This is a genomic window from uncultured Allobosea sp. (genome assembly GCF_945957345.1).
In the GTDB taxonomy this organism is placed as follows: domain Bacteria; phylum Pseudomonadota; class Alphaproteobacteria; order Rhizobiales; family Beijerinckiaceae; genus Allobosea.
Window position 1 is genome coordinate 43,418 of record NZ_CAMFKW010000034.1, and the last position, 20,142, is coordinate 63,559.

Consider the following 20,142-nt stretch of genomic DNA (forward strand, 5'->3'; position numbering starts at 1 on the left):
CGGTTGCCATGGCTGCGGCTTGCTTTCCGCTTGGGATGACGGCGGCGGCGAATCCGGCGCGCCCTCGCCTTCCTTGCCTCAGGTTTCCTTGAAGCGATAGCCCACGCCGTAGAGCGTCTCGATCATGTCGAACTCGGCATCGACCTGATTGAACTTCTTGCGCAGGCGCTTGATGTGGCTGTCGATGGTGCGGTCGTCGACATAGACCTCGTCGTCATAGGCGGCGTCCATCAGGGCATTGCGGCTCTTCACCACGCCCGGGCGCTGCGCCAGCGACTGCAGGATCAGGAACTCGGTGACGGTGAGCGTCACCGGCTCGCCGCGCCAGGTGCAGGTATGGCGCTCGGGATCCATGCGCAGCAGGCCGCGCTCCAGCGCCTTGGCATCTTCGGCGCGGGGGGCGGCAGTGACGTCCTTGGCGCCGGCCCGGCGCAGGATCGCCTTGACGCGCTCGACCAGCAGGCGCTGCGAGAACGGCTTCCGGATGAAGTCGTCGGCGCCCATCTTCAGGCCGAAGAGCTCGTCGATCTCCTCGTCCTTCGAGGTCAGGAAGATGACCGGGAGATCGGATTTCTGGCGCAGCCGGCGCAGCAGCTCCATGCCGTCCATGCGCGGCATCTTGATATCGAAGATCGCGAGGTCCGGCGGGTTCTGCTTCAGCCCGTCGAGGGCCGAGGCGCCGTCCGTATAGGTCATGATGCGATAGCCCTCGGCCTCGAGGGCGATCGAAACCGACGTCAGGATGTTGCGGTCGTCATCGACCAGCGCAATCGTTGGCATAAGGCTTTCGTCTCTTGTTCTCGTTGCAATAGAGGGCTCCCCTCCCGCGCGAGAGGGGCCAAAGCATGGCGGCAATCTAGCCGGGGCGTGGCGATTTGCCTATGACCCCGTATCACAAGCCGGAAATCGGGGTGAGGTTCCATGGCCAAGGCCGCCAAAGACGTGATCCAGCCGATGGACGAGGCCGTGCGCCTGGAGGCCAAGGCCCTGCTGCGCGAGGCCCGCTCCGCCGCGCTCGCCACGCTCGGGTCCGACGGCCACCCCTGCGCAAGCCTCGTGGGGATCGCCACCGATATCGACGGCACGCCTGTCATCCTGATCTCGGGGCTGGCCGCTCATACCGGCAACCTCGCGGCCGATCCGCGCGCCTCGCTCCTGATCTCGCCCGGCGGCAAGGGCGACCCGCTCGCCCATGCACGGATCACCCTGAAGGTCCGCGCCCGCAAGGTCGAGCGCGAGAGCGAGGAGGGCGCGCGCGTCCGCCGGCGCTACCTCGCGCGCCAGCCGAAAGCGGCGCTCTATGCCGATTTCCCGGATTTCTCGTTCTTCGCCCTCGATATCGAAGGCGCCAGCCTCAATGGCGGCTTCGCCCGCGCCTTCGCGCCGACGCCGGCGGACCTGATGAGTGACCCGGCCCATGCCGTGGCCCTGGCCGAGATCGAGGCGGGCGCCGTCGCCCACATGAACGAGGATCATGCCGAGGCGATCGGCCTCTATGCATCGCGGTTGCTCGGAGCGAAGGCCGGGGACTGGCGCGCCATCGGGCTCGATCCGGACGGGCTCGACATGGCGCTCGGCAGCGCGGTGCTGCGCCTGCCCTTCCCGGCCCCCGTGGACGGGCCCGGCAGCCTACGGCGCGTCCTCGCGGAGCTTGCCGCCAAGGCCCGCGCCCAGGCCGTGTGACGTCATCGAAACCGCCTGCAAACACGGCAGCCGCAAAAGCGCGCGGCCGTTTACCACAGGTTGAAATTCAATCGATTTAGAAAACCTCGGCGGGAGGCCGGGCGTTTTCAACGACTTGAGCGAAAGGCCGCATCGCCTTAAAGACCTTCGTGGCCTCAAAAGGCTGTTAGGTCCCTAGCAGCCTCTTGAGGCCACGCCTTCGACGCCCGGGCCTCGCCACCGGCCCCGGCGCATTCGTGAAGACAACGGGCCGCCGACAGCATGGCGGCCTCCGGAGGAATTCAGTGGACAATATCGGTCAGTTCAACGCCGCCCAAGGCGCCGAGGGCTTCGGCTTCCGCAAGCTGAAGGCCGTGCGCTGGAACCTGGAAGCGCCACAGCTCTACGAGGCGTCGCTGGAGCGGGGCGAATCCCAGCTCGCCCGCGGCGGCGCGCTCTGCGCCGATACCGGCACCCATACCGGCCGCTCGCCCAAGGACAAGTTCACGGTGCGCGACGCGCTGACCGAGAACACGGTCTGGTGGGAGAACAACCAGGCGATGTCGCCGGAGCATTTCGAGACGCTTCTGGACGACTTCCTGGCCCATGCCGAGGGCAAGGAGCTGTTCGCGCAGGACCTCTACGGTGGCGCCGACCCCGTCCATCGCGTCAAGGCCCGCGTCTTCACCGAGATGGCCTGGCATTCGCTGTTCATCCGCAACCTGCTGATCCGCCCGCCGCGCGAAGAGATCGACACCTATGTGCCGGAGATGACGATCGTCGATCTGCCGAGCTTCAAGGCCGATCCGAAGCGCCATGGCTGCCGCAGCGAGACCGTCGTCGCCATCGACTTCACCCGCAAGATCGTACTCATCGGTGGCTCGGCCTATGCCGGCGAGATGAAGAAGTCGGTCTTCACCTATCTGAACTACGTCCTGCCGACCAAGGGCGTCGTGCCGATGCACTGCTCGGCCAATGTCGGCTCCAAGGACGATTCCGCGATCTTCTTCGGCCTCTCCGGCACCGGCAAGACCACGCTCTCGGCCGATCCCGAGCGCACGCTGATCGGCGATGACGAGCATGGCTGGTCGAAGGACGGCATCTTCAATTTCGAGGGTGGCTGCTACGCCAAGACGATCCGCCTCTCGGCCGAGGCCGAGCCGATGATCCATGCGGCCTCGCTGCGCTTCGGCACGGTGCTCGAGAACATCGTCATGGACCCCCTGACGCGCGAGGTCGATTTCGACAACCAGTCGAAGACCGAGAACACCCGCTCGGCCTATCCGCTCGACTTCATCCCCAATGCCTCGCGCACCGGCCGCGCCGGCATCCCGAAGAACATCGTGATGCTGACCGCCGACGCCTTCGGCGTGATGCCGCCGATCGCGAAGCTGACGCCTGCCGAGGCGATGTACCATTTCCTCTCCGGCTACACCGCCAAGGTCGCCGGCACGGAGCGCGGCCTCGTCGGCGTCGAACCCGAGTTCTCGACCTGCTTCGGCTCGCCCTTCCTGCCGCGTCACCCGTCGGAATACGCCAACCTGCTGCGCGACTTCATCGACAAGCACCATGTCGATTGCTGGCTGGTGAATACCGGCTGGACCGGCGGCAAGTACGGCACCGGCCGGCGCATGCCGATCCGCGTGACCCGCCGCCTGCTCTCCTCGGCGCTCGACGGCTCGCTCAACCGCGCCGATTTCCGCCGCGATCCCTATTTCGGCTTCGCGGTGCCGAGCTCGGTGCCCGGCGTCGAGCCGCATATCCTCTATCCCGTGAAGACCTGGGCCGACAAAGCCGCCTTCGCCGAGACTGCGAAGGACCTCATCGGCATGTTCGCCAAGAACTTCGCCAAGTTCGAGGACCATGTCGACGACGCCGTGAAGGCAGCGGCGCCGACGACCTCGATCGCGGCCTGATATCCGCCTGTCATCCCGTACGCGCTGCAGCATGTGAATGCTGCTGCGCAGGCACGGGACCGCCAGACGGAAGAGGCACCGATCCGGGACAATGCCTGCACCGTTCCGGCATGGATCCCGGTTGGGATAAGCTGCAAACTGGGTTACGAGAGGCGGCCATGAGCCGCCTCTTTTTCATTGTGCTGAAGCTTCTCCTCACCCTCATCGTTCTCGGCGTCGCGCTCTGGAGCGCGGGGTTCCTGCTGTTCCGCCTGCCTGGCGCGACGGGAATCGTCGCCGCGATCGGCTTCGGCATCGCGGCGCTGGCCGGGCTCGTCGGCATCTGGACCGGCGATCTGCGTCTGCCGCTTGGCTTCGCCTTCGTCTTCGTCGGCCTGCTCGGATGGTGGAGCAGTTTCCAGCCCTCGCATGACCGCGACTGGATTCCCGAGCTCGCTAAGCTGCCGACCATCGCGCGCGACGGCGAGGCGATCACCGTCTCCAATCTCCGCGACTTCCGCTGGCGGACCGAGGAGGATTACGACCAGCGCTGGGAGACCCGGCGCTACGACCTGACGAAGCTCAGCGGCGCCGACATCTTCCTGAGCTACTGGTCGGGAGAGGCGATCGCGCATCTCCTGGTGAGCTTCACCTTCACGGATGCCGTGCCGCTGACCTTTTCGATCGAGGTCCGTCGCGAGAAGGGCGAGGCCTGGTCGGCGCTGGCCGGTTTCTTCCGCAGCTACGAGATGGCCTATGTCGCTTCCGACGAACGTGACATCGTGGCGTTGCGGACCCACGCGCGGGGGGAGGACGTCCGGCTGTTCCGGCTCAGCGCTTCGGGAGCCCAGGCGCGTGACCTGCTTCTCGCCTATATCGGGGATATCAACGACCTCGCCGCGAAGCCGCGCTGGTACAACACGTTGACGACCAATTGCACGACGGTGGTCTATCATCTGGCGGGCACCGTCATGCCCGGCTGGCGGCTGCCGTTTCCGCTCGATCCGCGCGTGCTCCTATCCGGCTATCTGCCGGGCTATCTCCGGGATATGGGCGCGATCCGGCAGGACATCCCGCTGGCCGAGCTCACCCGCCTCGGCAGCATCAGCGAACGCGCGCGCGGCATCTCGCCCGACGACCCGCATTTCTCGGAGAAGATCCGCGAGGGCGTCCCGACCGGGCGGCCGTGACCGCCGCTGAAGGGTGTCATCCCGCACGCGCTGCAGCATACGAATGCTGCTGCGCAGATGCGGGATCGCGCGCAGGATAAGGTGGCTCACTGGAGGCGCGCCGAAAAAGGCGCCCCTTCCGTCAGACGGTCCCGTGTCTGCGCAGCGGCACTGCGCGCCGCAGCGCGCACGGGATGACACACGTCCCTACCGGAAGAACAGCAGCGTCTGCACCACGAAGAGCGGGATCAGGATCGCGCCGGACCAGAGCATATAGCCGAAGAAGCTCGGCATCTTCACCTTCCGGTCCTTGGCGATGGCGTAGACCATGAAATTGGGCGCGTTGCCGATATAGCTGTTCGCCCCCATGAAGACCGCGCCAGCCGAGATCGCCGTCAGCGTGAGGGCGCCCGTCGTCATCAGCACCTTGGGATCGCCACCCGCCAGCTCGAAGAAGACGAGATAGGTCGGCGCGTTGTCGAGGAAGGAGGAGAGCGCGCCGGTGAGCCAGAAATAAGCCACCGTATTGGCGCTGCCATCGGCATTGGTAACGAGCGCGACCAGCGAGGCGAACGCGCCCGCCTTGCCAGCCTGCAACATCGCCAGCACCGGGATGATGCAGACGAAGATGCCGGCGAAGAGCTTGGCGACCTCCTTGATCGGGCCCCAGGAGAATTCGTTGCCGGCGCGAACAGGGCCGGGTGTGAGCTTGAGCGAGACACCCGCAAGAACGAGCAGGATCACGTCGCGTAGCAGATTCTGGCCTTCAACGGGCACGCCATGGATGGTGAAGGCGACGCCCGGCTTCCAGTTCGCCGACATCAGGATCGCGGCGATGACACCGGCGAGCAGGAGGATATTGACCTTGCCCCAGAGCTTGATGGCCCGGTCCGGCGTCGGGTCCTTCAGCTTCGGCGCGCCCTCCTCCTTGCGGAAGAACCAGCTGTCGAGCGCGTAGAACAGCGCCAGCAACACAGCAACGGCGAAGCTCGTTTCCGGCAGCAGATGCGTCGTGGTCCAGAAGAAATCGACGCCGCGCAGGAAGCCGAGAAAGAGCGGGGGGTCGCCGAGCGGGGTCAGCGAGCCCCCGATATTCGAGACCAGGAAGATGAAGAAGACGACGACATGGACGTTGAAGCGCCGGTCGTCATTGGCGCGCAGCACCGGCCGGATCATGATGATCGAGGCGCCGGTCGTACCGACGAAGCTCGCCAGCACCGTGCCGATCGCCAGCAGGACCGTGTTGGTCGCCGGCGTGCCGTGCAAATTGCCCGAGATCAGGATGCCCCCGGCGATCGTGAAGAGCGCGAAGAGCAGGATGATGAAGGGGATATAGTCGAGCAGCGCCGTATGCAGCAATGCGCCGAGCGCCGGATCGGCGCCGCGCAGCAGGACGAGCGGCACCAGCGTCAGCGCGGCCCAGAAGGCGGCGAACTTGCCGTAATGGTGCTCCCAGAGATGCGGGAACAGCACCGGCCCCAGCGCGATCGAGAGCAGCATCCCGGCGAAAGGCAGGGCCCAGCCGGCGCCCATGCCGGCACCGCCGATATCGCCCGCCGCCAGGGCGGACCCTGGCATCGCCACAAGCGCGAGCGATGCCAACGCGATCAGCCTGCCTGCCCCCCCCGTCACGGCGCGACCTTACGGCTTGGGCGGCGTGATGACCGGCGGCGCATTCAGGTCAAATCCGCCCGGCAGGCCCGTACCGCCGAGGCCGGGGATCTGGATCGAGTCGAACTGCTTGTCGATCGCCTTCTGGTCGAGCTGCACGGCCGAGGCCTTGTAGTGCATCACCATACTCGGGAAGAGCACCACGAGCGCGACCATGATGCACTGGATCACCACGAAGGGCACGGCGCCCCAGTAGATCTGGCCGGTGGTGACCGGCTCCATCATCCGGCCGGTGACGCGATCCCTGTAGGCGTTCTTCGGCGCGACCGAGCGCAGGAAGAACAGCGCGAAGCCGAAGGGTGGGTGCATGAACGAGGTCTGCATGTTCACGCCGAGGATGACGCCGAACCAGATCAGGTCGATGCCGAGCTTCTCCGCGGCCGGTCCGAGCAGCGGCACGACGATGAAGGCCAGCTCGAAGAAGTCGAGGAAGAAGGCGAGCAGGAAGACCATCACGTTGACGACGATCAGGAAGCCCGTCGCGCCGCCCGGCAGGCCGACCAGCAGATGCTCGACCCAGAGATGGCCGTTGACGCCGTAGAAGGTCAGCGAGAACACGCGCGCGCCGACCAGGATGAAGAGCACGAAGGCCGAGAGCTTGGCCGTCGATTCCGTCGCCTGCCGGAGCAGTTCGAAGGTCATGCGCTTCTTGCCGTAGGCGAGCAGGATCGCGCCGGCCGCGCCCATCGCGCCGCCTTCGGTCGGGGTGGCGACGCCGATGAAGATCGTGCCGAGCACCAGGAAGATCAGCGCCAGCGGCGGCACCATCACGAAGATAACCTGCTCGGTCATGCGCGAGAGCAGGTTGAGCTTTAGGAACTTGTTGACCAGCGCGATGACGAAGGAAATCGCCACCATCAGCGACATCGTCAGAATGACGAAATCGGCGCCTGCGGTCAGCTTGGTGAAGAGCTTCATGTAGCTATAGGCAAGGGCGAGCGAGATCAGCGCGACGACCAGCAGCGAGAAGCGCCGCGTCTTGCCGTCGGCATCGCGCAGGGTCTGCGCCTCCGGCGGCAGGCCGGGCGCGCGGCTCGGCGAAATGATCGTGATGATGAAGACATACCCGGCATACATCGCCGCGAGCACGAGACCCGGAATGAAGGCGCCCTCGTACATGTCGCCGACCGAGCGGCCGAGCTGATCGGCGAGCACGATCAGAACCAGCGAGGGCGGGATGATCTGGGCGAGCGTGCCGGAGGCTGCGATGACGCCGGAAGCGAGGCGCCGGTCGTAGCCGTAGCGCAGCATGATCGGCAGCGAGATCAGGCCCATCGAGATCACCGAGGCTGCAACGACGCCGGTGGTCGCGGCGAGCAGCGCGCCGACGAAGATCACCGCATAGGCAAGGCCGCCGCGGACCGGCCCGAAGAGCTGGCCGATGGTGTCGAGCAGGTCCTCCGCCATGCCGGAGCGTTCGAGGATCAGGCCCATGAAGGTGAAGAACGGCACGGCCAGCAGCACGTCGTTGTTCATCGTGCCGTAGATGCGCTCAGGCAGGGCCTGCAGGAAGTTCTCCTGGAACAGGCCGAGCTCGATGCCGATCAGCGCGAAGAGCAAGCCGTTGGCGGCGAGCGCGAAGGCGACGGGATAGCCAAGCAGCAGGAAGACGACCAGCGCCGCGAACATCACCGGCGCCATGTTGACGCGCAGGAAATCGCCGACACCGCCGCCCGCCGCAAAGGCGTCGCCGGTATGGAGGCCGAAGAAGGCGAAGAGGGTCAGCGCGAGCAGCAGGCCGGCGACGCGCGGGAGGCGATGAGCATGCATAGGACGGTTCCGGACTTCTTGCGGGCCGCTCACGAAGCGAGGCCCTGTTCCTTGGCTTGATCGAGCAGGCGCTGGGCTTCGGCCTCCGCCGCCGCGGCATGGCCGAGCGCCGCCTCGTCGTCCTCGAGATCGCCGCGCATGATCGCAATCGTCTTGATGATCTCGGAGATGCCCTGGAAGGTCAGCATCACGAAGCCGATCACGACGAGGCCCTTGGCCGGCCATTGCGGCAGACCGCCGGCCGAAAGCGACTGCTCGTTGATGGCGTAGGAGCGCGTGAAGAACGGCCAGGAATGGTAGGTGATCAGCAGGCAGAACGGCATCAGGAACAGAACATGGCCGAGCAGTTCGATCCACTGGCGGACGCGCTTCGGCAGCATCGCGTTCACGATGTCGATGCGGATGTGCTCCTTCACCTGCATCGTCCAGGACGCGCACATCAGGAAGACCGCGCCGAACAGCATCCACTGCAGCTCGAGCAGCGAATTGGACGACCAGTTGAAGACCTTGCGGATGATCGCATTGCCAGCCGCCACGATCACCGCCGCGAGAATCAGCCAAGCGATCTTCTTGCCGATCTGGCCGTTGACCGCGTCGATGACGCGGCTGATGGCGAGGAGACCCTTCACGTTTACGCTCCCGTCCAAGCGCGCCATGTGCCGGATATGTCAGCCCGGTCGGTGTTTATGCGCGGTTTATGGGCTGGATCGGTATAGGAGCGATGCGCGCCACGCAAGACGGTGCGGGTCTTATCCATTGGACCAAAGGCGAAGGGTGCGACTGCCTGTTTTTGCGGCAGAAAATTGCGACCGTCCGCATTGGCTCGCCGGCGCGCCGAAGAAACGTTATGTTCGCGTTCATCTTCGGAGAACAATATTCTCCGACCTGTTTCCATCCGTCGATTCGAGGCGCCGATGTGCCGCTTCCTCGCCTATTCCGGCGTTCCCGTCTTCCTCGAGGACTTCGTCGCCTCGCCCTGCCACTCGCTGATCCATCAGTCGCTGCATGCCGAGGAAGCCAAGACGGGCACGAATGGCGACGGCTTCGGCGTCGGCTGGTATGGCGAGCGGCCCGAACCCGGCCAGTATCGCGAGGTCAGGCCCGCCTGGTCCGACGAGAACCTGCTCTCGATCGCAAGACAGGTGCGCTCGCATCTGTTCTTCGCCCATGTGCGCGCGGCGACCGGCACCGCGACGACGCGGGCCAACTGCCATCCCTTCGTCCATGGCCGCTATCTCTTCATGCATAACGGCCAGATCGGCGGTTACGGCACGATCCGCCGGCGACTGGAGGCGCTGATCCCGGATTCGCTTTACGGCGCCCGTGCCGGCACGACCGATTCCGAAGCCCTGTTCCTGCTCGCCCTCTCACACCTCGTGGAAGGCATGGCACCGGGCGAGGCGCTGGCAGCCGCGCTCCGCGATGCATTTTCCCTGATGGAGCAGGCCGGCGTGCGCGAGCCCTTGCGTTGTGCCGCGGCGCTGGCCGACGGCGACAGCATCCACGCGATCCGCTGGTCCTCGGATGCCAAGCCGCCGAGCCTCTATGTCTGCGAGCGGCCGGACAGCGTCGTCGTCGCCTCCGAGCCGGTCGATGCCGCGCGCGAATGCTGGCAGGCTCTGCCCTGCAACACGCTGGTCACGGTGCAGGGCGGCGCGGTCACCTTCTCGCCTTTCGAGATCGCGCTGAAACAGGCTGCCTGAGCCGGCCTCAGTACGTTCGCTTCAAGTCGCAGCGGGGCAGGACAGCCATGCGCCGCGCGCCCTGACATGTCCCCGGTTGCCTTCCTAACTCGAAGGCCTAGCCTTGCCGTCAAACGAGGCTCTCTCCGGGAAAGGCATGGGCGATGAAGAAGGGTTCCGATCTTCTGGTCGAGGCGCTGGAGAACGAGGGCGTCGATCGCGTCTTCGGCGTTCCCGGCGAGGAAAATCTCGACGTCGTCGAATCCCTGCGCAAATCCAAGATCGAGCTGGTGCTGACGCGGCACGAGCAGGCCGCCGCCTTCATGGCCGCGACGCATGGGCGCCTCACCGGTCGCCCCGGCGTCTGCATCGCGACGCTCGGGCCGGGCGCGCTGAATTTCTCGACCGGCGCGGCCTATGCCCATCTCGGCGCGATGCCGATGATCCTGCTGACCGGGCAGAAGGCGATCATGACCGCCAAGCAGGCGCGTTTCCAGATCGTCGACGTCGTCGCCTCGATGCGCCCGCTGACCAAGATGACGCGCCAGATCGTCAGCCCCGGCAGCATCCCCTCCGTGGTGCGCGATGCCTTCCGCGTCGCGATGGAGGAGCGGCCGGGCCCGGTTCATCTCGAACTGCCCGAGGATATCGCGGCGGAAGAAATCGAGGACATCCCGCTGATCCCGGTCCATCCGCTCGACCGGCCGATCGCGCCTGCAGCCTCGCTCGACCGGGCAGCCGCGATGATCCTCGCCGCCAAGCGGCCGCTGGTGATGATCGGCGCCGCCGGCAACCGGCCGCGCCTGGTCGAGCCGCTCTCGGCCGCCGTGCGCCGCATCGGCCTGCCATTCTTCAACACGCAGATGGGCAAGGGCGCCGTCACCGGCGGCTCAAACCTCTATCTCGGCACGGCTGCGCTCTCCGAGGGCGACTATGTCCATGAAGCCGTCGCCGCCGCCGACCTGATCATCGCGGTCGGCCACGACACGATCGAGAAGCCGCCCTTCCTGATGCGCAATGCCGGCGGGCCGAAGGTGATCCATCTCGGCTTCCAATCGGCCAATGTCGAGCAGGTCTATCACCCCGACGCCGAGGTGATCGGCGATATCGGCTTCGCCATGACGGGGCTCGCGGACCGGCTGGAAGGCAAGCTGCCCGAGCAGAAGCAGATGCTGGAGCTGCGCCAGAAGATCCTGGCGAAGATCAATGCCCGCGCCGAGGAGGACCGCTTCCCGGTGACACCGCAGCGGCTCGTCCATGACGTGCGCGCGGTGATGCCGGAAGACGGCATGGTCTGCCTGGACAACGGCATGTACAAGATCTGGTTCGCGCGGAACTACCGCACCCATGTCGCCAATACGCTGCTGCTCGACAATGCGCTGGCGACGATGGGCGCGGGGCTCCCTTCCGCGATGATGGCGGCGATTCTGCATCCGAAGCGGCGCGTCATGGCCGTCTGCGGCGATGGCGGCTTCATGATGAACTCGCAGGAGATGGAGACGGCGGTCCGGCTCGGGCTCAATCTCGTCGTGCTCGTCCTCAACGACGGCGCCTATGGCATGATCCGCTGGAAGCAGGCCGTCGACCAGTTCCCGGATTACGGCATGACCTTCGGCAATCCCGATTTCGTCGCCTATGCCAAGGCCTATGGCGCCAAGGGCTCGCGCGTGACCTCGGCCGAGGCGCTGGTGCCGACGCTGGAAGCGGCGTTCAAGGGCGGCGGCGTCCATCTCGTCGATTGCCCGATCGACTATTCCGAGAACACCCGCGTCCTCGTCGAGGAACTCCGGAACAAGGTGCCGGACGTCGATCTCGCCTGATCCCCGGCACGCCAGCGAATTCAAGGAGACGACCATGCTCACGGTTGTTCAAGCCTATGACCGCGCGCCCATCGCCGAGATCGAGACCGATGACGCGGCCGCGCTCGAACGCAAGCTCCAGGCGGCGCAGGCCGCCTTCAAGGATCGCGACAACTGGCTGAAGCCGCATCAGCGCATCGCGATCCTGCGCAAGCTTGCCGGCCTTCTCGAAGCCAGGCGCGACCATTTCGCCATGCAGATCGCGCGCGAGGGCGGCAAGCCGTTGCCCGACGCGATCGTCGAGGCGAACCGGGCGGTCGACGGCGTCTACAACGCGGCCGAGGAGCTCAGGAACTTCGCCGGGCGTGAGATCCCCATGGGGCTTTCGGCCGCGGCCGCCGATCGCTGGGCCTTCACCACCAAGGAGCCGATCGGCATCGTCGCGGCGATCTCGGCCTTCAACCATCCGCTCAACCTGATCGTGCATCAGGTCGCGCCGGCGATCGCGGTCGGCTGCCCGGTCATCGTCAAGCCTGCCGGCACGACGCCGCTCTCCTGCATCGACTTCGTCAAACTGGTGCACGAGGCCGGGTTGCCGGAAGCCTGGTGCCAGACCTTCGTTCCGCTGGAGACGGCGCTGGCGGAGAAATTCGCCACCGACCCGCGCATCGCCTTCCTCAGCTTCATCGGCTCGGCCAAGGTCGGCTGGTACCTGCACTCCAAGCTCGCCCATGGCGCCCGCTCGGCGCTGGAGCATGGCGGCGTCGCACCCGCGATCGTGGACAGGAGCGCCGATCTCGACGCAATCATCGAGCCGATCGTGAAGGGCGGCTACTACCATGCCGGCCAGGTCTGCGTGTCGACGCAGCGGATCTATGTCCATGACGCGATCATCAACGACTTCACCGAGCGGCTCGTTCCCCGGGTGAAGAAATTGCGCACCGGCGACCCCACGCTGAAGGACACCGAGGTCGGCCCCCTGATCGTTCCCAAGGAGGCCGACCGCGTCGCCTCCTGGATCGACGAGGCGGTGAAGGGCGGCGCAAAACTCGCGACCGGCGGCAGGCGCCTGTCCGAGACGACGCTGGAACCGACCGTGCTGATCGATCCCGATCCGGAAGCCCGCATCTCCAGCGAGGAAGTGTTCGGCCCGGTCGTCGCGATCTACCGCTACAGCAAGCTCGACGACGCTATCGCACGGGCGAATTCACTCCCCGTCGCCTTCCAGGCCAGCATTTTCGCGCAGGATATCGATGTCGCGATGCGGGCAGCGAACCGACTCGATGCCTCCGCCGTGATGGTCAACGACCCCACGACCTTCCGCACCGACTGGATGCCCTTCGCCGGCCGGCGCGTCTCGGGCTACGGCACCGGGGGCATCCCCTACACGATGCATGACATGACGCAGGAGAAGATGATCCTGCTCAAGCGCCGCTGAAGGCGCGTGCGGCGGAGCCGTGACGCTTCGCCGCGCTCCTTCGCCGGTCTATCGATTGTGACAGCTTGCAAGCAAATGACCCCGGCAACCGAGCTTTACGCAAGTATCCGCCACGAAATCAATAGTTTACGATCATTCTAAACTATCACGTTCTGATTGACCCCTGCTCTTCGACTGCCTAGGCACGGACTATCTGCGCCGCGAATAGCCTGATCGCGACGCGCAACCGCGCCGGGTTCGCCGTGATCGTACCGTTTCTCATCATGCTCCGCGAGGGGATCGAGGCCGCGCTGATCGTCGGCATCGTCGCGAGCTATCTGGTGAGGAGCGGGCGGCGCGAATGGCTGCCAGCGCTCTGGATCGGGGTCGGCCTCGCCTGTGCCGTCAGCCTCGCGGCGGGCGCCCTACTCGACATCCTCATCGGCGAGTTGCCCCAGCGCGGTCAGGAACTGTTCGAGGCGGTCATCGGCCTGATCGCGGCGGCGATGCTGACCTCGATGGTGTTCTGGATGCGCAAGGCGGCGCGCTCGATCAAGGGCGAATTGCAGGCCGGTGTCGACGCGGCGCTGGCGGGGTCGCATCAGGGACTCGCGCTGGTCGGGCTTGCCTTCCTGGCCGTGGTCCGCGAAGGACTGGAATCCGTCTTCTTCCTGCTCGCGATCGTCCAGCAGAGCAGCGGCTGGGCTCCGGCCATCGGAGCGGGGCTTGGCATCGGATTGGCGGCCGTCATCGGCTACGCCATCTACGCGCTCGGCGTGAAACTCAACCTGCGCAGCTTCTTCCGCTGGACCGGCATCCTGATCCTGTTCGTCGCGGCCGGGCTCGTTGCGAATGCGGTGCGCTCGCTCCATGAAGCCGGGCTCTGGAACCATCTCCAGCAGGGCGTCTACGATCTTGGGACGGTGCTGCCGGCCGATGGCGCACTCGGCGCGGTCCTCTCCGGTTTCTTCGGCTATCAGGAGCGGGCGGTGCTGGGCGAGGTCATCGCCTATCTCGCCTTCCTCGTCCCGATGCTCGCGCTGTTCCTCCTTGGCGGCCGCGAGGGACAGGCCGTAGCGGCGCCTCGCCTCGAAACGCGGCACTCGCCACGCCTGAAGCTCGCCGGCATCGCGACGCTGCTGCTGGTCTGCGGCGGCATCGGCGCCTTCGTCTATGCGGCCGGCACCGGTGGTCGGCGAACGGCCGAGGCTGCAACCAGCGATATCGCCATCGCGATCACCGACCGGACCTGCCAGCCGGCGGTGCTGACGATCCCCGCCGGCAAGGCCAGCTTCGTCGTGACCAATCGCGGCGAGCGCGTGCTGGAATGGGAAATCCTCGACGGCGTCATGGTGCTGGATGAGCGCGAGAACATCGCGCCCGGCCAGTCGCGGCGGCTGACGACGCGGCTCCATCCCGGCGAATATGCCATCACCTGCGGCCTGCTCAGCGCCCCGCGCGGCCGTCTGATCGTGCAGGCCTCGACCACGCAGCCGCGCCCGGCCCTGACGCTGATGGACATGGTCGGCCCGGCCGCCGAGTATCGTGCCATCCTCAGTGAACGCGCGGCCGCGCTCGGGCGAGCTATCGATGCCCTCGAACAGGCGCAGGGTGTGGGCGACGCGCAGGCTCCAGAGAAGGCGCGTCGCGACGTCGTTGCCCTCCTTTCCAGCCTACGCGCCGCCACGGCCGGCGATGTTGAACTCGAAGCCCTGTTCGGCAAGCTACGAATGGCCCTCGCCGCTGATACGAGCGCCGGGTCTGATCTCAAGCCGGTAACCGAGGCCTTCCGCGCCGGGCTCAGCCAACGGACCATCCTCCCCGACACGATGCTGGCCGGTGCGATCAGCCTCCTGTCGCCTCCTGACAACGAGGGCGCTTCGCCCGAGGCGCTCGCCGCCGTGCGCGACATCGCAAAGCTGCTGCTGCCGTTGACGATGCGCGTTGATCCCGCGCTGGCGGGGCGCGTCCGGGCAGATCTCGTGGCCCTGCCCGGCGATGCCAAGCCCGGCGGCGCGCGACGCGCGCTGGCCGAGGACCTCTCGGCCATGCGCAAGGCGCTCGCTTTGCCCGAAGCGGAGCGTAGATCATGACCGGACCGGACAAACGCTTCTCCCCTTCACGGCGTTCGCTCCTGACCGGCGGTGCGGCAGCCCTCGGCGGAGCCTCGCTGGCGCAGGCGGCGAGCGAGCCGATCCGGAACCCGGCCGCGGCGCCCGAAAGCGACGCCACCGCCCAGCACCAGCCTTTCCACGGCCTCCATCAACCCGGCATCGTCACGCCGCGCCCGGCCACGGGAATGGTCGCCGCCTTCGACGTCGCCGCGACCTCGCTCGACGAGCTCGAACGGCTCTTCCGCCTGCTCAGCGAGCGCATCGCCTTCCTGATGCAGGGCGGGCCGGCACCCACCGCCGATCCCGGCTTCCCGCCGCCGGACAGCGGCATCCTCGGCCCCGTCATCGCGCCGGACAATCTCACCGTCACCGTCGCGCTCGGCGCCTCGCTCTTCGACGAGCGTTTCGGGCTCGGGCCGCTCAAGCCGAAACACCTCCAGCGGATGAAGCGCTTCCGCAACGACGCGCTCGACGGCGCGCTCTGCCATGGCGACCTGCTGCTGCAGTTCTGCGCCAATACCGCCGACACCAATATCCACGCACTGCGCGACATCCTGAAGAACGCGCCCGATCTGCTCGTGCTGCGCTGGAAGCAGGAGGGCACGGTGCCCGTGCTCAAGCCCAGGCAGGGCGAGCCGGAGGAGAGCGCCCGCAACCTGCTCGGCTTCCGCGACGGCACCGCCAATCCCGATGCCGCCGACACCGCGCTGATGGACCATCTCCTCTGGGTGCAATCGGGTTCCGGCGAACCGGACTGGGCCGCGCATGGCAGCTATCAGGTGGTCCGCATCATCCGGAACTTCGTCGAGCGCTGGGACCGCACGCCCCTCAGTGAGCAGGAGGCGATCATGGGCCGCGAGAAGGCGAGCGGCGCGCCCTTCGGCGGCAGGCGCGAATATGACGAGCCCGCCTATGCCGACGATCCCGAAGGCAAGCGCACCAGGCTCGACGCCCATATCCGGCTCGCCAATCCGCGCCGGCCAGAGACGGAAGCCAGCCGGATGCTGCGCCGCCCGTTCAACTACTCCAACGGCGTCACCCGCGCCGGGCAGCTCGACATGGGCCTGCTCTTCATCTGCTTCCAGCAGGACCTCGAACGCAGTTTCATCGCCGTGCAGAAGCGCCTCGATGGCGAGCCGCTGGAGGAATACATCAAGCCCGTCGGCGGCGGCTATTTCTTCGCCCTGCCCGGCGTGCCCGATCCCGGCAGCCATCTCGGCGCCGGCCTGATCCGGGCGGCGCGCGGTATCGCTCCCGCCGCAAACCCGACTTCCCCCCGCAAGACAGGAGACTGATATGCGCTTGCGTTTCGCAGGGCTGGCTGGTGCCAGCCTGATCGCCGTGATGACCGCCGGATCGGCATGGGCCGCCTCGCCGCTCGACCTCGTGGCGCCGGTCGCCGACTACAAGCTCTACGTTTCCGCAGGCGTCGACCAGCTGGTGAAAGACACCAAGGCCTTCACCGACGCGGTCAAAGCCGGCGACCTCGCCAAGGCGAAGGCGCTCTACGCGCCGACCCGCGTCTCCTACGAGAAGATCGAGCCGGTCGCCGAGCTGTTCAGCGATCTCGACGGCAAGATCGACTCGCGCGCCGACGACCATGAGAAGAAGGAGGCCGACCCGGAATTCACCGGCTTCCACCGCATCGAATACGGGCTCTTCGCGAAGAACAGCACCGAGGGGCTTACCTCCTTCGCCGATGGGCTGCTCGCCGACGTCACCGAATTGCAGGGCCGCATCAAGGGCCTGACGGTTCCGCCGGACAAGATGGTCGGCGGCGCTGCGGCGCTGATCGAGGAGGTCGCGGCGACCAAGATCTCCGGCGAGGAAGACCGCTACAGCCATACCGATCTCTGGGACTTCCAGGCCAATGTCGACGGCGCCAAGAAGATCGTCGACCTGCTGCGCCCGCTCGTCGTCAAGGAAGACAAGGCGCTGGACGGCAAGATCGACGCCAATTTCGAAACCGTCGACAAGACGCTGGCCAAGTACAAGCTCAAAGACGGCGGCTTCGAGACCTATGACAAGCTGAGCGAAGCCGACCGCAAGGCGCTTGCCGCGATGATCACGACGCTGGCGGAAGACCTTTCCAAGCTGCGCGGCGTGCTCGGCCTCGGCTGACATCAACCGGTTACGCGAGCGCGCCACTCGACAGGGGGGAGCCGATGCGCCATGGACGGCGCATCGGCGCATGACGCCCATCGAAATCCCATGAACGGATCGCCAGCATGACCGCCTCCAGCACGAACGCTCCCGCTTCCCAGGGCCGCATCGCCCTGCTGGGTTGCCCGATCGAGGTCGGCGCTTCGCGCCGCGGCGCGCTGATGGGCCCGGCCGGCCTGCGCACGGCCGGCCTCGTCAGCGTGCTGGAAAACCTCGGCTATACGGTCAGCGACCACGGCGACATCCTGCCGCGCGACCTGATCCCCGTCGACGGCCCGGCCCCGGCCAATGCCCGGTTCTACAACGAGATCGCCGCCTGGATGCGCGCGCTCAGCGCCCGCGCGTATGAGATCGCCCGCTCCGGCGACACGCCGATCTTCCTCGGCGGCGACCACAGCCTGTCGATGGGCTCGGTCAACGGCGTCGCCCGCTACTGGCAGGAGCAGGGGCGCAAGCTCTTCGTGCTCTGGCTCGACGCGCACGCTGATTTCAACATGCCGGCGATCTCGCCTTCCGGGAACATGCACGGCATGTCGTCGGCCTTTCTCTGTGGCGAGGCCGGGCTCGACGACCTTCTGGGCAGCGAGCCGCGCGCCTCGATCTCGCCGGCGCAGCTCAGCCTGTTCGGCATCCGCTCGGTCGATCCGCTGGAGAAGGCGGCTGTGAAGGCGCGCGGCGTCGACGTAGCCGACATGCGCGCCATCGACGAACACGGCGTCGGCGTGCTGATCCGCCAGGTCATCGAGAAGGTGCGCGCCGCCAATGGCGTGCTGCACGTCTCCTTCGACGTCGATTTCATCGACCCGCCGCTAGCGCCGGGCGTCGGCACCACGGTGCCGGGCGGCGCGACCTATCGCGAGGCGCATCTGGTGATGGAGCTGCTGCACGATTCCGGGCTGGTGCGCTCGATGGATATCGTCGAGCTCAACCCCTTCCTCGACGATCGCGGCCAGACGGCCCGTCTCGCGGTCGAGCTCGCCGGCAGCCTGTTCGGCCAGCAGATCACCGACCGGCAGACGCCGTCGAACGCGATCGGCGCCGCCTGAGCGGCGCTTTAGCGGCAGCCGGCCTTTCACTCTTGCCCAGGATGGGCTGTTCCATCGGCCCAACGGCCGGTGGAACGTGGTGTCGTCAGCTCACCGTCTGGAATTGCTCGCGCTGCGCGAACAGCGAAGCCGTGCCGCCGGTATGGATGATGCAGGCCGGCTCATCGGCCGGAATGCCCCCGTTCGCGACCAGGTCAAGGAAACCGGCACAGGTCTTCGCCGTGTAGACATGCTCGACCAGGATACCCTCGGTGCGGGCGAAGGCGACGATCGCGGCTTCCGATTCCGGGGTGGGCACGCCCCAGCCGCCGCCAAGATGGGCCATATGATAATGCAGCGGTGCCTGCTCCAGACCGCCGACTGAAAACCCCGTCCGCTCGGCTATGCCGTCGTAGATCCGGCACAGACGCGCCTCCAGCTCGGCCTGCTCGTATTCCACGCTGACGAGATGGACCTGGAAGGGATAGCCGAGCATGGCATTGCCGAAGATGAAGCCGGCCTCGGTCGGGCCCATCGAGCCCGCCAGGACAACATGGCGCAGCGGCGCCGCTTCGCGCTGGGACTGCTCGTGCAGTTCGAACGCCGCCAGAACGTAGCCGAGGGCGCCGAGAACGGCGTCGCCGACGATATAGGGCGTCCGCCCCTGCCGCGTCAGCTCCGCGGCGGCGGCCTTCGTCGCAGCTCCGCGCTCCTCTTCGCCGACCGCACCGATGAAGCGGGTTTCCGCGCCGAACAAGCGGTTGAGAAAGGAGCGCTCGCGATTCGCGGGGCTCTCCTCGGCATTGTGGACGATCAGGCAATCCAGCCCCGCCATCGAGGCTGCAGCGGCCGTAAGGCGGCAGAGATTGGAGGTCGCCCCGCCTGCGACGAGAACGATATCGGCGCGCTGCTGCAAGGCCGCGCCGAGCCAGAATTCGAGGCTGCGCAGCTTGTTGCCGCCGAGCCCGATCTCCATCAGATCGTCGCGCTTCATGAAGAGACCGGAGCGCCCGAGCTTCCGCTCGAAACCCGAGAGCCGCTGCAACGGCGTCGGCACCTTGACGAGATCATAGCGCGGCTCGCGCAAGATGCTTTTCAAATCCGGCATGGGATCAGCCATCCTCCCGATCGCACCCGGTTGGCGCGGGGCGGCGCGATCATGAAGTCCATGCCTGCCTGTCGCGCAGGAAAATTCAAGTCCCGGAGGCAGCCGATCGAAGGCGTCCTTACTTGGAGCCCCGCTTCTTTCGATCATCCTTCGCCGGCTCCGCAGCCGCCTTGGTCGAGCGGCTGATGGTTGCAATCGCCAGCGGCGGCTTACCCGATTTTTCGGAGATGATTCGATCCTGTTCGGCTATGGCGTCGCGGGCTGGATCGTCTCCGTCGAGACCACCGAGCAGCTCAGTCGGAACACGCCGATTGGATGTGCGTGAGCCGTCCTCATAGACGACATCGAACATCGTGAACTCGGCATCCAGAGCCTTGGACTTCGTACGCTTGGCCATCGCGGTTTCCTATCTCCCCAGATCGCTCAGCCGGGGCATGCTGCCGATGGCCAGCGATAGTTCCGCGCCGTCGATGCGAATCACTGGAGGGTGCGGCAGATTGTCATTCCAACTCGGCTCGTTCCGATCCGAATTGGGCAAGCCGTCAGGATAAAACTGGATAGCGCTCAAGCGCCGCTCCGCAAAGCCATTCGATCCAGCTGCCTACGGAGAAGATTTGGTGGAGCCAGGCGGAATCGAACCGCCGACCTCTTGAATGCCATTCAAGCG

16 protein-coding genes and 1 pseudogene are annotated in these 20,142 nt (G+C 66.4%); 11 read left to right on the plus strand and 6 right to left on the minus strand.

Annotation, left to right across the window (positions count from 1 at the left end; translation table 11 throughout):
- Positions 1-78: 78 nt before the first annotated feature.
- The gene (locus Q0Q36_RS16985; RefSeq protein WP_265057314.1) at positions 79-780 is read right to left on the minus strand and encodes a response regulator transcription factor; all 702 of its coding nucleotides are present in this window, start codon (positions 778-780) and stop codon (positions 79-81) included.
- A 141-nt stretch (positions 781-921) separates the two neighbouring features.
- On the opposite strand from Q0Q36_RS16985, the gene Q0Q36_RS16990 reads away from it, so the two are divergent.
- The 3 genes from Q0Q36_RS16990 (at position 922) to Q0Q36_RS17000 (ending at position 4,747) form a co-directional block, all read left to right on the plus strand.
- The gene (locus Q0Q36_RS16990) at positions 922-1,683 is read left to right on the plus strand and encodes a HugZ family protein (protein WP_293799547.1); all 762 of its coding nucleotides are present in this window, start codon (positions 922-924) and stop codon (positions 1,681-1,683) included.
- 284 nt (positions 1,684-1,967) lie between these two features.
- A complete protein-coding gene (locus Q0Q36_RS16995) occupies positions 1,968-3,578 on the plus strand; it encodes a phosphoenolpyruvate carboxykinase (protein ID WP_293799550.1) in 1,611 nt (536 codons plus the stop codon).
- A 158-nt stretch (positions 3,579-3,736) separates the two neighbouring features.
- On the plus strand, positions 3,737-4,747 hold the full coding sequence (locus Q0Q36_RS17000) for a DUF4105 domain-containing protein (RefSeq protein ID WP_293799553.1): 1,011 nt from the start codon (positions 3,737-3,739) through the stop codon (positions 4,745-4,747).
- Between the two features lie 186 nt (positions 4,748-4,933).
- Here the strand turns inward: Q0Q36_RS17000 and Q0Q36_RS17005 are convergent, their stop codons facing one another.
- The 3 genes from Q0Q36_RS17005 to Q0Q36_RS17015 all read right to left on the minus strand — a co-directional run bounded on the left by Q0Q36_RS17005 (position 4,934) and on the right by Q0Q36_RS17015 (position 8,796).
- Positions 4,934-6,304 carry a sodium:proton antiporter gene (locus Q0Q36_RS17005; protein WP_293799556.1) on the minus strand — a complete coding sequence of 457 codons (1,371 nt, stop codon included), beginning with the start codon at positions 6,302-6,304 and terminating at the stop codon, positions 4,934-4,936.
- A 63-nt stretch (positions 6,305-6,367) separates the two neighbouring features.
- The gene (locus Q0Q36_RS17010; protein ID WP_293799581.1) at positions 6,368-8,038 is read right to left on the minus strand and encodes a TRAP transporter large permease subunit; all 1,671 of its coding nucleotides are present in this window, start codon (positions 8,036-8,038) and stop codon (positions 6,368-6,370) included.
- A gap of 158 nt (positions 8,039-8,196) precedes the next feature.
- Positions 8,197-8,796 carry a TRAP transporter small permease subunit gene (locus tag Q0Q36_RS17015; RefSeq protein ID WP_293799559.1) on the minus strand — a complete coding sequence of 200 codons (600 nt, stop codon included), beginning with the start codon at positions 8,794-8,796 and terminating at the stop codon, positions 8,197-8,199.
- Positions 8,797-9,081: 285 nt separating this feature from the next.
- Between Q0Q36_RS17015 and Q0Q36_RS17020 the strand changes: the two genes are divergently transcribed.
- From Q0Q36_RS17020 to rocF, 8 genes and pseudogenes are all read left to right on the plus strand, one after another.
- Positions 9,082-9,870 carry a class II glutamine amidotransferase gene (locus Q0Q36_RS17020; protein ID WP_293799562.1) on the plus strand — a complete coding sequence of 263 codons (789 nt, stop codon included), beginning with the start codon at positions 9,082-9,084 and terminating at the stop codon, positions 9,868-9,870.
- A gap of 143 nt (positions 9,871-10,013) precedes the next feature.
- Complete coding sequence (locus tag Q0Q36_RS17025; RefSeq protein WP_293799564.1) at positions 10,014-11,669, plus strand: acetolactate synthase large subunit; 1,656 nt, start codon at positions 10,014-10,016, stop codon at positions 11,667-11,669.
- A 34-nt stretch (positions 11,670-11,703) separates the two neighbouring features.
- Entirely contained in the window at positions 11,704-13,086 is a 1,383-nt protein-coding gene (locus tag Q0Q36_RS17030; RefSeq protein WP_293799566.1) for an aldehyde dehydrogenase family protein, read from the plus strand.
- A gap of 242 nt (positions 13,087-13,328) precedes the next feature.
- Positions 13,329-14,114 (plus strand): annotated as a pseudogene (efeU, locus tag Q0Q36_RS17035) (iron uptake transporter permease EfeU); the annotation flags it as partial.
- Positions 14,097-15,158 (plus strand): cupredoxin domain-containing protein, encoded by a 1,062-nt coding sequence (locus tag Q0Q36_RS17040; RefSeq protein ID WP_293799583.1) that lies wholly within the window; start codon positions 14,097-14,099, stop codon positions 15,156-15,158. The pseudogene efeU and the gene Q0Q36_RS17040, both read left to right, overlap by 18 nt.
- Positions 15,155-16,474, plus strand: a complete 1,320-nt coding sequence (gene efeB / locus Q0Q36_RS17045) for an iron uptake transporter deferrochelatase/peroxidase subunit (protein WP_293799569.1) — start codon at positions 15,155-15,157, stop codon at positions 16,472-16,474. Before Q0Q36_RS17040 ends, efeB begins: the two co-directional genes overlap by 4 nt.
- A gap of 1 nt (position 16,475) precedes the next feature.
- Entirely contained in the window at positions 16,476-17,300 is an 825-nt protein-coding gene (gene efeO / locus Q0Q36_RS17050; RefSeq protein ID WP_293799572.1) for an iron uptake system protein EfeO, read from the plus strand.
- 107 nt (positions 17,301-17,407) lie between these two features.
- Entirely contained in the window at positions 17,408-18,388 is a 981-nt protein-coding gene (gene rocF, locus Q0Q36_RS17055; protein ID WP_293799574.1) for an arginase, read from the plus strand.
- An 85-nt stretch (positions 18,389-18,473) separates the two neighbouring features.
- Here the strand turns inward: rocF and Q0Q36_RS17060 are convergent, their stop codons facing one another.
- Both Q0Q36_RS17060 and Q0Q36_RS17065 read right to left on the minus strand, forming a co-directional pair.
- Entirely contained in the window at positions 18,474-19,475 is a 1,002-nt protein-coding gene (locus tag Q0Q36_RS17060) for a 1-aminocyclopropane-1-carboxylate deaminase/D-cysteine desulfhydrase (protein ID WP_293799576.1), read from the minus strand.
- Positions 19,476-19,593: 118 nt separating this feature from the next.
- Positions 19,594-19,872, minus strand: coding sequence for a hypothetical protein (locus tag Q0Q36_RS17065; RefSeq protein ID WP_265057301.1), 279 nt, complete (start codon positions 19,870-19,872; stop codon positions 19,594-19,596).
- Positions 19,873-20,142 lie beyond the last annotated feature (270 nt).